The sequence below is a fragment of the Isoptericola sp. NPDC056573 genome, from assembly GCF_042793335.1.
Classification (GTDB): domain Bacteria; phylum Actinomycetota; class Actinomycetes; order Actinomycetales; family Cellulomonadaceae; genus Isoptericola.
Genome location: NZ_JBHTUY010000015.1, coordinates 1 through 12,082, shown reverse-complemented (window position 1 = coordinate 12,082; position 12,082 = coordinate 1). Strand labels below are relative to the sequence as shown.

Genomic DNA, 12,082 nt, shown 5'->3' with positions numbered 1-12,082 from the left:
CGGCCCTACAGGTACTGACCGGGGGAGGGCCGCCGGTCGTCCTGCCCCGGCTGGCCCGGCTGCCCCGGGCCCGCCGGCCCACCGGGGCCGAACGGTGCAGGGTGCGCCCCGGGCGGCAGCGCGCGCCGCATCTGCGAGAGCTGCGCCTGCGCGGCCATCTGCTGGGCGACCAGCGCCGTCTGGATGCCGTGGAACAGGCCCTCGAGCCAGCCGACCAGCTGGGCCTGCGCCACCCGCAGCTCGGCGTCCGACGGCACGCCCTCGTCCGAGAACGGCAGCGTGATGCGGTGCAGCTCCTCGACGAGGTCGGGCGAGAGGCCCTCCTCCAGCTCGGTGAGGGAGCGCTCGTGGATCTCGGCGAGCCGGGTGCGGGCGGCGTCGTCGAGCGGGGCGTCGCGCACCTCGTCGAGCAGCCGCTTGATCATGCCGCCGATGCGCATCACCTTGGCGGGTTCCTCGATGCGGGACGACTCCTCCGCCGGCGCGACCTCCTCGGCGGGGGCGGCGACCCCTTCGGGCCCGGTGGCCTCCCCGTCCGGGGTGACCACGCGCGGAGCCGTGTCGTCGGTGTCGCGAGTGCCGTCGTCGCTCTCGGTCATGCTCCCCAGTGTGGCCCACGGGACGGACAGGGGCCGGTCGGGCCGGCCGGACGGCGGTCGAGGGTGTCAGGGCACCAGCAGCACCTTGCCGAACACGGCGCCGGACTCGAGCAGCTCGTGCGCGGCCGGTGCCTCGGCGAAGGGCACCCGGGCGTGCACCACGGGCCGGACCCGGCCGTCGGCGACCAGGGGCCACACCCGCTCGCACACGGTCGCGACCAGCGCCGCCTTCTCCTCGGCGCTGCGCGGGCGCAGCAGGGTCCCGGTGACCCACGCGTGCTTGGCCATGAGGGCGTTGAGGTCGAGCTCGCCCCGGCGTCCCTGCTGGAGCCCGATGACGACGAGCCGGCCGCCGGGGGCGAGCGCGCGCACGTTGTCGGCGAGCCCGCCGCCCCCGAGCACGTCCAGCACGACGTCGGCCCCGCGCCCGTCGGTCGCGTCGCGCACCGCGGCCACGACGTCCTGCGTGCGGTGGTCGACGGCGACGTCCGCGCCGAGCTCGACGCAGCGGGCCGCGCGGTCCGGGCCGCCCGCGGTGGCGACCACGCGCGCCCCGAGCGCTGCGGCGAGCTGGATCGCGACGCTGCCGACCCCGCCCGAGCCGCCCTGCACCAGGAGCGTCTCGCCGGCGTGCAGCCGGCCGGTGTCGACGAGGTTGGTCCAGGCGGTGCAGACGGCCTCCGGCAGCGCGGCGCCGTCGACGAGGTCGACGCCGTCGGGCAGCGGCAGCAGCTGGGTGGCGCGCGCCACGACCTGCTCGGCGTAGCCCCCGCCCTCGAGCAGCGCGACCACGCGGTCACCGGGCGCCCAGGTGGTCACCCCCGGCCCGAGCGCGCGGACCGTACCCGAGATCTCCAGGCCCGGCCACTCGGGAGCGCCGGCCGGCGGAGGGTAGTTTCCGGCACGTTGCAGCAGGTCAGCGCGGTTGACCCCCGCAGCAGCCACATCGATCAGAACCTCGCCGTGGCCCGGTTTGCCCAGGTTGACGAGGGATAGGGTGAGTTTCCCTGGACCGCCAGGTGCCGATATCGTGACCGCTCGCACACCGATGGAGCCTACTCGCGTGCCTGGAAGCCCAGCCGGGCGCGGGGGGTGGTGCCGGACGTGATGGCACCCACCCGAGGATCGGACGGCGACGGCCGGCCGCCTCGACGAACAGTGTTGGAGAGAGGTTCAGATGCTCCGCAGGTTGGGCGTTCGCGGGAAGATTCTTGCGACACTCGCCGTGCCGATCTTCGTCCTGGCGTTGACGGCGGGCTGGATCACCTGGCAGTCGCTGCAGGAGAACCGCAGCGCCGAGCAGACCGCGGCCCTCATGGAGTCGCTGCAGCTGCAGGACGACGCCGGCTCCGCCGTGGCCGCGGAGCGCGCCACGAACATCGCTGCCGACAAGGGGATCCCGGGCGCCAAGAAGGCGCTCGTCGAGGCGCAGGAGGCGACCGACCGCGCGCTCGACGAGCGCGACGAGGCGCTCGAGGTGCTCGACATCAGCGCGCTGCCCACCAACGTGCAGGACGCGGTGAACCGGACGCTCCGCGACCGCACGGTCCTCGACGACCTGCAGCGCAACGTCATCTCCGGCCAGCTCTCGGAGTCGCGCGCGACCGAGCGGTACACTGCGCTGAGCGAGAACGCGCTCGACGTCCCGCGCGCCGTGGCGCAGAGCAGCGACGACGCCGGCCTCACGCGCCGCATCAACGCCTACGTCTCCCTCGACGAGGCGATGCTCGCCAACACCATGGAGCGACCGGTCGCCGGCGCGGCCCTGAACTTCCTCGCGCAGGGCGATGCCCCGCCGTCGGACCTCAACGGCCGCATGGTGAGCCTGCTGCAGACCACCGACGCCCTGATCGCGACCGCGCAGGAGCAGCTCGACCTGATCCCGGGCGGGCTCGAGGTGCCCGGCTACGAGGCGGACCTCGACCGGGCCCGCCTCCAGCTGCGGTACCTGAACTTCTCCGGCATCGACCCCGAGGTCGCGAGCCAGTGGAACGAGCTCTCGCAGGGCTGGGTCGAATCGACGCAGCCGGTGCGCGACGAGTCCCGCGACGGTGTGGTCGAGTACTCGAAGGACCTCGCGGGCAGCGCCCAGACGGCCGCGCTGCTGACCGGAGCCGCGGCGTTCGGTGTCGTGCTCGTGTCGTTCCTGCTGGCGCTGCTCATCGCGCGCCGCATCGTGCAGCCGCTGGCCCGCCTGACCTCCGCGACGGCGGAGGTGCGCGACCGTCTGCCCCGCATGGTGGAGCAGATGGCCGTGCCCGGGCAGGCGCCGTCGATCGACCTCGTGCAGGTGCCGGTCGAGTCGAGCGACGAGATCGGGCGTCTCGCGGCCGCGTTCAACGAGGTGAACGAGACCACGATGGTCGTCGCGCGCGAGCAGGCGGCGCTCCGCGGCTCCATCGCGGAGATGTTCGTCAACGTGGCCCGCCGCGACCAGGTGCTGCTCAACCGCCAGCTCTCCTTCCTCGACGAGCTCGAGCGGTCCGAGGAGGACCCGAGCACGCTGTCGAACCTCTTCCGCCTGGACCACCTGGCCACGCGAATGCGCCGTAACGCCGAGTCGCTCCTGGTGCTCGCGGGTATCGACTCGGGCCGTCGCGTGCGCAACCCGATGCCGATCTCCGACGTCGTGCGTACCGCGTCGTCCGAGATCGAGCTCTACGACCGCGTCCGCCTCGACCTGGGCGTGGACCCGCACATGCTCGGCCACAACGCGCTGAGCTCCGCGCACCTGCTGGCGGAGCTGCTGGAGAACGCGACGATGTTCTCCGAGCCGCACACGCCCGTCGAGGTGTCGACGTCGCGCGACGAGCGCGGGGTCGTCGTCATGGTCCGCGACCACGGGCTCGGCATGAGCCCCGAGGAGCTCGCGGACGCGAACACCAAGGTCTCCAGCCGCTCCGCGTCGGACGCCGTCGGCGCCCAGCGCCTCGGCCTCTTCGTGGTCGGCCGCCTGGCCGACCGCCTCAACGCGCAGGTCCGGTTCCAGACCGGGGCGTCGGGGTCGGGCACGGAGGTCACCGTCGTCTTCCCGACGGAGCTGTTCCTGCCCGACGACGCGCTGCCGCTCCCGCAGCCGACCGACCCGCTGGAGGCGGCCACGCAGAACGCCGCGGCCGACCTCGGCGGCCAGATCGCGGAGGCGTTCGAGGAGCACACCTCCGGGCCGGTCGCCGCGGTGCCCTTCGAGGCTGCGGAGCCCGCCCCGTCGTTCGGGGTCCCGGACGCGGTGGAGCCCCCCACGATGCCGACCCCGGCGGTCGCCCCGGTCGCCCCCGTGGCGCAGGCGGCCCTCCCGGTCGAGCCCGAGCCGCCGGCCGCGGTGCCCGTCGACCTGGACGCGCTCACCGACGGCACGACGTCGATCGGCATGCCCCGCCGGCGGCGCTCCGGCGTCGGTTCCGGTGACGCCGTGACGCGGCCGGACACGGGCCCGATCGTGCTGCCGCCGCTCGCGACGCCGGACCTGCCGGACCTCGTGGACGAGACGACCACCGACTCCTGGCGGCCGCCGGCGGAGGTCGAGGCCTCGGCGGGCTCGCTGCCGAGCCGGCACCGCGCGCAGCCCGAGCCCGTCGCCGAGCCGGAGCCCGTGTCGGCACCGGTCCTCGGCGTCGACCAGCGGGCGGGCCTGTTCTCGAGCTTCCGCTCGATGGGGTCCCTCGACGTCTCCGAGACCGAGAGCACGCTCCAGCTCGACGCGGTGACGGAGGACCCTGCGGCCCTCCCGGACGAGCTCGCCCCCCTGACGCCGGCCGCGCCGGCGCCCTTGCCGCCGGCCCTCGTCGAGCCCGTCGCGCCGGTCTCCGTGCAGGACGTCCCGTTCGCGGCCGCGCCCGCGCCGGTGCCCGTCGATCCGCCCGTCGACGCGCCCGTCGAATCGGCTGCGGCGGAGCCGTTCGCGCCCGTGCAGCCGGAGCCGTACCGACCGGCCACCGAGGCGGCGCCCGCCGTGGCGCTGCCGACGCGGGACGTCGCGCCCGCCGCCCCGGTCGAGCCCGCACCTCCGGTCGTGGAGCCGGTCCGGCACGAGCCCGCGCCCGTCCCCTACGCGGAGCCCGTGGCGTCGTCGTTCGACCCGGTCGTGCGCGAGGTCACGGAGCCTGCGGCGGGGCCGGTCTCGGCTCCCGTCCCCGGGCCGTCGTTCGACCCGGTGACGCCCCCGTCCTCGGGCCCGTTCGCGCCGACGGACTCGCTCGCGCCGACGGAGGCGCAGGGGCGGGACGCGTTCCAGGAGCTGCCGCCGTTCGAGGACCTCATCGCCGACCTGCCCGGACGTCGTGCCGGCCGCGAGGCGCCGACGCAGGGTGGTCGCAAGCGCGGCCTGTTCGGACGCAAGCCCTCGGCAGAGGAGCCCGCGGCCCCGGCGGCCCCGACCGCGTCGCCGTTCCCGCCGGCCCCGCAGGCCGCGCCGGAGCCGACCCGGCCCGAGGCACCGGCCTTCGGGGCGGCCCACGCGTACGAGACGCCGCAGGACGACGCACCGCGGCACGCGCCGGTCGACGACCCGGCGCCCTCGGCGGCGACGTCGTACGGGGGCTCGGTGCTGCCGCTGCGCCCGACGGAGCCGGCGGGGTACGACCCGCTGGACCCGCACTTCGTCCCCGACACCGTCGAGGCGCGGTCGGAGTGGATGGCCTCGGCCGTCCTGTACGAGGAGATGTCCACGATGCTGCAGCGCGGCGTCTTCCAGGAAGGGAACGTGACTTCGACGAACGAGCAGACGTACCGCCCGACGACGGTCGCGAACGAGGCCGGCGGCCTCGCGCGACGCCAGCGGGCGGGGGAGTCGACAGCGTCGACCGAGCGGTTCACGGCCCGCATCGAGCGGGACCCGGAGCAGCTGAGGTCGCGACTGTCGGCGTTCCAGTCCGCCACGAGCCGCGGCCGGAACGACGCCGGGGCCGTCAGGGCCTCGACGCAGGCCGCCCCTACCGTGAATGATGTCCCTGGATCCGCGCCGCACCAGCGGTGACCTGCGCCTTCGGCGTATCGACGAGGAGGAAGCGTGACCCTCAGTACTGAAGCGACCAACTTCGGGTGGCTTCTCGACAACTTCGTGCGCACCGTCCCGGGCAGCCGCCACACCCTGGTGGTCTCGGCGGACGGTCTGCTCATGGCGATGTCCGACCAGCTCGACCGCACCAGCGGTGACCAGCTCGCGGCGATCGTCTCCGGCATGTCGAGCCTGACGCGCGGGGCGGCGCGTCAGCTCGACGGCGGCAACGTGCGGCAGGCCGTCATCGAGATGGACAACGGGTTCCTCTTCCTGATGAACGTCTCGAACGGGTCGGTCCTCGCCGTGGTGGCCGAGTCGTCCTGCGACATCGGGCTCATCGGCTACGAGATGGCGCTGCTCGTCTCCCGTACCGAGGCCACGCTCACCCCGCAGCTGATCTCGGAGATGCGCGGGAACCTTCCGGTGGACGGCTCGACGCGCTCCGCGCGGGTGGGATGAGGTCGCGACCATGACGCACGCATCGTTCGGTTCTCTGGGTGCGCACTCGGCAGACGGCTACGAGGCCTCGACGGTGCGTCCTTATGCGGTGACCGGTGGCCGCGTCCGATCCGCCCTGTCCGACCTGCCGCTCGAGGCGCTGGTCGAGGTGATGCCCGGTGCCGTCACGAGCGTCGGGCTCACCCCGGAGAAGCGGGCGATCCTGCAGCACGCCGCGCACACCTACGTCTCGATCGCGGAGCTCTCCGCGCTGCTGCGACTGCCCCTCGGCGTCGTCCGCATCCTGGTCGCGGACATGCAGGAGGAGGGGCACATCACCGTGCACACCTCGACCCCGGTGAACGTCCACACGGGTCACGGCAGTTCCCACTCGGGCCTGTCTCTGAGCGTCTTGGAGAGTGTTCTCAATGGCATTTCCGCCCTCTGACAGCCCGGCGCCCGGAGCCTCCGGGGGCATGTCCCCGGCGTGGGCTCCGGTGTCCCCGGCCTTCGGTGCCGTGAGCGCGCCGGTGGCCGGTGGCGCGCCGGCGGCGGTCGGCGTCCCGCAGCGGCAGAGCGTGCTGGGCAGCGCCCCGGCCGCGGCCCAGGACGCGCGCCCCGCGGCGGCGCCCCAGGGCCCGATCACGTCGGTGCCGTCCGCCTCGGCGGCTCCGTCCGGCGCGGCGGCGCGGCCCGTGGCGCAGCAGGTGCCCGCGAGCCCGCCGCAGGCCGCCGCGCCCCAGGCGCCGGCCGCCCAGCCGGCCACGGCGCCGCAGCCCCCTGCCGCACGTCCGGCCGACGGGGCTGCCACGCAGGCGGCCGCGGCACCCGCGCCGCCCGCCGGCGCCCCGACGGTGACGAAGATCGTCGTGGCCGGTGGCTTCGCCGTCGGCAAGACGACGTTCATCGGCTCCATCTCGGACGTCGAGCCGCTCAACACCGAGGCCGCGATGACCGAGCACTCGGTGGGTGTCGACGACGCGGGCGGGGTCTCCGACCGCAAGACGAGCACCACCGTGGCCATGGACTTCGGCCGGGTGAACCTGCCGGGCAACCTGTGGCTCTACCTGTTCGGCACCCCGGGGCAGGACCGCTTCCTGTTCATGTGGGACGACCTCATCCGCGGCGCGATCGGTGCCGTCGTGCTGGTCGACACGGACCGCCTGGAGCAGTGCTTCCCGGCGATCGACTACTTCGAGTCGCGGGGCGTGCCGTTCGTCGTGGGCGTCAACTGCTTCGACGGTGTGGCCAAGCACCGGCTCGAGGACGTCCGCGAGGCGCTGCAGATCCCGGCGCACGTGCCGATGCTCTACACGGACGCGCGGTCGCGCGCGGCGACCAAGCAGACGCTCATCGCCCTCGTGCAGCTCGCGATGCGTCAGCTGCGCTCGGGCGGCGGCGCGGCCTGAGAGCTGCTCGCCCGTCGCTCCCGCGGCCCCGGAACGCCTCGGCGACCGGGGCCGCGGGCGTATGCCGGCCGGTACACTGCTGTGCCGGACGAGCGCCCGTGCGGCCGTCCCGGGAGGGCTGACAGAGCGGCCTAATGTGACGGTCTTGAAAACCGTTGTGCAGCAATGCACCGGGGGTTCGAATCCCTCGCCCTCCGCCCGACGACGCCCCGACGGTCACACCGTCGGGGCGTCGTGCTGTCGGTGCCGGATCAGGGGTGCCGCGTCAGGCGTGCCGGATCTCGACGAGCGGCAGCCGCAGCGCCCCGGGCGCGGCCCCGGGGACGACAGGCCGCAGGGGCGCCGTCGGCGGCACGACGGCGTACCTCGCGCTGGGAGCGGGCCGGGCATCGGCCTCGTCGCGGTTGGGCCACAGCGCGCAGGCCCGTTCGGCCTGCGCGGTGATGGTCAGCGACGGGTTGACGCCCAGGTTCGCGGTGACGGCGGACCCGTCGAGCACGTGGAGGCCCGGGTGGCCGTGGACGCGGTGGTAGGGATCGATCACGCCCGCCTCCGGCGTCTCGCCGATGGTGCACCCGCCGAGGATGTGCGCGGTCATCGGCACGTCGAACGGGTCGCCCGCGCTGCCGCCGGCGAGACCGCCCATCCGGTCGGCCATCGCGCGCACGGCGTGGTGCGCCACGGGGATCCACGTCGGGTTCGGGGCGCCGGTGCCCTGCCGGGAGGTGAGGCGCCGCCCCAGCGGCCCGCGGCGCGTGAACGTGGTGAGCGAGTTGTCGCGGCTCTGCATGACGAGGGCGATGACCGTGCGCTGCGACCAGCCGCGCAGGTCGTACAGCGCGGGCAGGTGCCGGCGCTGCCGCCACAGCTCGCCGAGCCAGCGTCGCCAGCGCGGCCCCTCGCCGGGCCCGACGCCGTCGACGAGCACCGTCTGCAGCAGTCCCATCGCGTTGGACCCGCGGCCGTACCGGACGGGCTCGACGTGGGTCTGCGGGTCCGGGTAGAAGGACGACGTGATGGCGACGCCCTCGGAGTAGTCGGGCTCGCCGACCTGCCCGCGGCGGGCGGGCCGCATGGCGCCGAGCAGCGCCTCGGAGTTGGTCCGGGTGAGGTGACCGAGCCGGTCGGACAGGCGCGGCAGGTCCCCGCTGTCCCGCATCGCGTGCAGGAGGCGCTGCGTGCCGAGCGTGCCGGCGGCGAGCACGACCTGCCGGGCACGGTAGGTGCGGCGGCCCGCCCAGCGGCGACCCGTCCGGTGGGTGCGGATCTCGTACCCGCCGCCGGGCCGCGGCACGACCGCGGTGGCCGTGGTCAGCGGGTGCACCCGCGCGCCGGCGCTCTCGGCGAGGTGCAGGTAGTTCTTCACGAGCGTGTTCTTCGCGTTGTGCCGGCAGCCGGTCATGCACTCGCCGCAGTGCAGGCACGGGTTGCGGTCGGGCCCGGCGCCCCCGAAGAAGGGGTCGGGGACCGCGGGGCCGCGGGCGCCGCGCGGCCGGTCGTCGCCGTCCGGGCCGAGGTACACGCCCACCCGCACCTTGCGGAAGGTGTGCCCCACCCCGAGGTCGTCGGCGACGTCGCGCATCAGCTCGTCGGCGGGGGTGGTGCGGCGGTAGTCGACGACGCCGAGCATCCGCTCCGCCTGGTCGTAGTACGGCTCGAGCTCGGCCTTCCAGTCGGTGACGTGCGCCCAGGCGGGGTCGGTCCAGAAGGCGTCCAGCGGCCGGTACAGGGTGTTCGCGTAGACGAGCGAGCCGCCGCCGACGCCGGCGCCGGCGAGGACCAGCACGTCCCGCAGGCGGTGGATCCGCTGGATACCGAAGCAGCCGAGCGCCGGCGCCCACAGGAAGCGCCGCAGGTCCCAGGAGGTGCGCGGCAGCTCGTCGTCGGCGAACCGGCGCCCGGCCTCGAGCACGCCCACGCGATAGCCCTTCTCGGTCAGGCGCAGGGCGGCGACGCTGCCGCCGAACCCGGAACCGATCACCAGCACGTCGTAGTCGTCCGGTGCGTCGCCGGGCGGCGGGGAGGGGGTGGTGGGGTGGTGCGGGCCGTCGTCCGTGCCCTGGTGGGCGCGCTGCGGGTGGTCCTGGTCGTCGTCGTCCAGCATGCGGCAGACCGTAGCGCGGTCGGGGGTGTGGTGGGGACGACGCCGCGCGGCTTTGCCCCCGGGCAGCGTCGCCGGTTAGTCTGGGCGCCGCGGTGTTGCTGTGTTGCCGCGAGGAGACGTCGCATAGTCTGGTCTAGTGCGCCACCCTGCTAAGGTGGTAACGGGGCAACCCGTTCGCGGGTTCAAATCCCGCCGTCTCCGCCAGGAAGGCTCCGGCTGCTGAACGCCCGGGGCCTTTTCTGTTGCCCCGGCAGGAGCCCTGCCGGTGTCGTGCATCACGATGCGGCACCTCGGTTTGGGGAACCGGCTCGAGGGCTGTAATGTTCTCGTCGGTCGGTGCGAGAGCGCCGGCCAAGGACTGCGCCCGTAGCTCAACGGATAGAGCATCTGACTACGGATCAGAAGGTTGGGGGTTCGAATCCCTCCGGGCGCACCGAAAGGCACAACGGCTCGATCCTCACCAGGGATCGGGCCGTTGGTCGTTTCGGAGCCATCGAGGTGGCAACGGGGTGGCACCGCAGCGAGGTCAGCGCCGACCGCGTCCCGACCTGGCCCCGGTCCGTCGTGCATGCGGCGGTCGGCGCGTCCAGCGCCAGACGCTGCACCACACGACCGAGAGGGTGATCGATCGCATGAGCGATCAGACCTGGCAGACGATCGCGATCGTCGCGTACCTGGTGGCGATGCTGGGCATCGGCTACGCCGCGTACCGCCGCACGGACGACCTGGACGACTACATGCTCGGGGGGCGCAAGCTCCGGCCGGGCGTGGCGGCACTGAGCGCCGGCGCCTCCGACATGTCGGGCTGGCTGCTGATGGGACTGCCGGGGGCGATCTACGCCACCGGTCTCGTCGAGGCGTGGATCGCGATCGGCCTCACCGTCGGCGCCTGGCTCAACTGGAAGTTCGTGGCGCCCCGCCTGCGGGCCTACACGGAGGTCGCGAGCAACTCGATCACGATCCCCAGCTTCTTCGACAACCGCCTCCATGACCCCGCGCACCTGCTGCGCATCGCGGCCGGCCTCATCGTGCTGGTGTTCTTCACGTTCTACGTGTCGTCCGGCATGGTGGCCGGTGGCACCTTCTTCGAGAGCTCGTTCGGCCTCGACTACCTCACCGGGCTCCTGGTCGTGGGAGGGGTGACGCTGGCCTACACGCTGTTCGGCGGGTTCCTCGGTGCCACGTGGACCGACGTCGCGCAGGGGCTGCTGATGCTCGCGGCCCTCGTGGCCGTGCCGGTCATCGCGATCGTGGACCTCGGCGGCTGGGGCGCGGTGACCGAGGGCATCCGTGCTGCCGACGCCGCCACCGGTACCCACCACCTGTCCTTCTTCGCCGGCGCCTCGGCCACCGGGGTGATCTCCGCGCTCGCGTGGGGCCTGGGGTACTTCGGGCAGCCGCACATCATCGTGCGCTTCATGGCGATCCGCAGCCCGCAGGATGCGAAGGCCGGTCGCCGGATCGGGATCGGGTGGATGTTCCTCACCGCGCTCGGGGCCGTGCTGACCGGACTGGTCGGCGTCGCCTACGCGACCGTCAACGGTCTCGCGGTGGACAACCCCGAGACGATCTTCCTGGTGCTGGCGCAGCTCCTCTTCCACCCGCTGATCGCGGGGCTGGTGCTCGCGGCCGTGCTGGCGGCGATCATGTCGACGATCTCGTCGCAGCTCATCGTCTCCTCGTCGGCGCTCGTCGAGGACCTCGTCAAGATGACCGGGCTCCGCCTGAGCACCCGCACCGAGGTGATGCTGGGACGGGCGGGCGTGCTCGTCGTCGCCGTGGTCGCCGGCCTCATCGCCCTGGACCGCACGTCGTCGATCCTCGATCTCGTCGGGTTCGCCTGGGCGGGCTTCGGCTCCGCGTTCGGACCCGTCGTGATCCTCAGCCTGTACTGGCGCCGCCTCACGCGATGGGGCGCCCTGTCCGGGATGCTCGCGGGCGCGGTCGTGGCCTTCGCCTGGGGAAGGTCGTCCCTCGCGGACTCCCTCTACGAGATCATCCCGGGCTTCGCGCTAGGCCTGCTCGTGGCCGTGGTGGTCAGCCTCCTGACGCCGCGGCCGGACGGCACGGTGCTCGACGAGTTCGACTCGGCGCGCCGGCTGGCGCGCGGTGACCGGCCTGAGCCGGAGACCGTGACCGCCTGATCGGGGGCCCACGCGGCACCGGCCGGACGCCCGTGGCCGGACGTGGCGCGCGCCACGTCCGGCCACGTTGCACGGAGCGGCCCGCCCGGGTAATGTTCTACGACGTCAGCCCGACGGGCCGACGGACACCGAGGAGACAGCCGAGAGGCTGGGTACCGGTGGCCGGGCCGGGACTGAAAACCCACACCTTCAACGGTCGGGATGCTTCGCGCATTCTTCCCGGTGGGATCGGATCGTCTTTTCGACCTCCCTTCGATCTTCGGATCAGGGATTTGGAAGAGGGAAAACGGTCTGGTAAGTTTGAGGGGTTGCCCCGGCGGGGTCGGAACGGTTGGTTCTGGTTCTGCGGTGTGCGTCGGTTGTTTGAGAACTCAACAGTGTGTTTGATA

8 protein-coding genes and 3 tRNA genes are annotated in these 12,082 nt (G+C 73.5%); 8 read left to right on the top strand and 3 right to left on the bottom strand.

The features are described from left to right. Window positions 1-5: 5 nt before the first annotated feature. Complete coding sequence (locus ACFQ8E_RS19980; protein ID WP_430552310.1) at window positions 6-599, bottom strand: bacterial proteasome activator family protein; 594 nt, start codon at window positions 597-599, stop codon at window positions 6-8. A gap of 66 nt (window positions 600-665) precedes the next feature. Then, window positions 666-1,643: an NAD(P)H-quinone oxidoreductase gene (locus tag ACFQ8E_RS19975; protein ID WP_430552309.1), complete on the bottom strand. Its 978-nt coding sequence runs from the start codon at window positions 1,641-1,643 to the stop codon at window positions 666-668. Window positions 1,644-1,824: 181 nt separating this feature from the next. Here ACFQ8E_RS19975 and ACFQ8E_RS19970 point away from each other — a divergent pair, with 181 nt between their 5' ends. The 5 genes from ACFQ8E_RS19970 (at window position 1,825) to ACFQ8E_RS19950 (ending at window position 7,642) form a co-directional block, all read left to right on the top strand. Then, complete coding sequence (locus tag ACFQ8E_RS19970) at window positions 1,825-5,574, top strand: ATP-binding protein (protein WP_430552308.1); 3,750 nt, start codon at window positions 1,825-1,827, stop codon at window positions 5,572-5,574. A gap of 33 nt (window positions 5,575-5,607) precedes the next feature. Next, on the top strand, window positions 5,608-6,057 hold the full coding sequence (locus tag ACFQ8E_RS19965) for a roadblock/LC7 domain-containing protein (protein ID WP_079573344.1): 450 nt from the start codon (window positions 5,608-5,610) through the stop codon (window positions 6,055-6,057). Between the two features lie 10 nt (window positions 6,058-6,067). After that, window positions 6,068-6,484, top strand: coding sequence for a DUF742 domain-containing protein (locus ACFQ8E_RS19960; protein ID WP_429730019.1), 417 nt, complete (start codon window positions 6,068-6,070; stop codon window positions 6,482-6,484). A 406-nt stretch (window positions 6,485-6,890) separates the two neighbouring features. After that, window positions 6,891-7,445, top strand: coding sequence for a GTP-binding protein (locus tag ACFQ8E_RS19955; protein WP_429731380.1), 555 nt, complete (start codon window positions 6,891-6,893; stop codon window positions 7,443-7,445). Window positions 7,446-7,557: 112 nt separating this feature from the next. Further along, window positions 7,558-7,642, top strand: a tRNA-Ser gene (locus tag ACFQ8E_RS19950). A 68-nt stretch (window positions 7,643-7,710) separates the two neighbouring features. On the opposite strand, the gene ACFQ8E_RS19945 is transcribed toward ACFQ8E_RS19950, so the two are convergent. Beyond that, entirely contained in the window at window positions 7,711-9,549 is a 1,839-nt protein-coding gene (locus ACFQ8E_RS19945) for a GMC family oxidoreductase N-terminal domain-containing protein (protein ID WP_430552307.1), read from the bottom strand. Window positions 9,550-9,661: 112 nt separating this feature from the next. Here ACFQ8E_RS19945 and ACFQ8E_RS19940 point away from each other — a divergent pair. From ACFQ8E_RS19940 to putP, 3 genes are all read left to right on the top strand, one after another. Continuing rightward, a tRNA-Ser gene (locus ACFQ8E_RS19940) sits at window positions 9,662-9,753 on the top strand. A gap of 156 nt (window positions 9,754-9,909) precedes the next feature. Then, a tRNA-Arg gene (locus tag ACFQ8E_RS19935) sits at window positions 9,910-9,982 on the top strand. Window positions 9,983-10,181: 199 nt separating this feature from the next. Then, window positions 10,182-11,693, top strand: a complete 1,512-nt coding sequence (gene putP / locus ACFQ8E_RS19930) for a sodium/proline symporter PutP (protein WP_430552306.1) — start codon at window positions 10,182-10,184, stop codon at window positions 11,691-11,693. Window positions 11,694-12,082: the final 389 nt, after the last annotated feature.

Coding starts and splice junctions, on each gene's coding strand:
- ACFQ8E_RS19980 (WP_430552310.1), bottom strand. CDS start 599: ATGACCGAGAGCGACGACGGCACTCGCGACACCGACGACACGGCTCCG.
- ACFQ8E_RS19960 (WP_429730019.1), top strand. CDS start 6,068: ATGACGCACGCATCGTTCGGTTCTCTGGGTGCGCACTCGGCAGACGGC.
- ACFQ8E_RS19945 (WP_430552307.1), bottom strand. CDS start 9,549: ATGCTGGACGACGACGACCAGGACCACCCGCAGCGCGCCCACCAGGGC.
- putP (WP_430552306.1), top strand. CDS start 10,182: ATGAGCGATCAGACCTGGCAGACGATCGCGATCGTCGCGTACCTGGTG.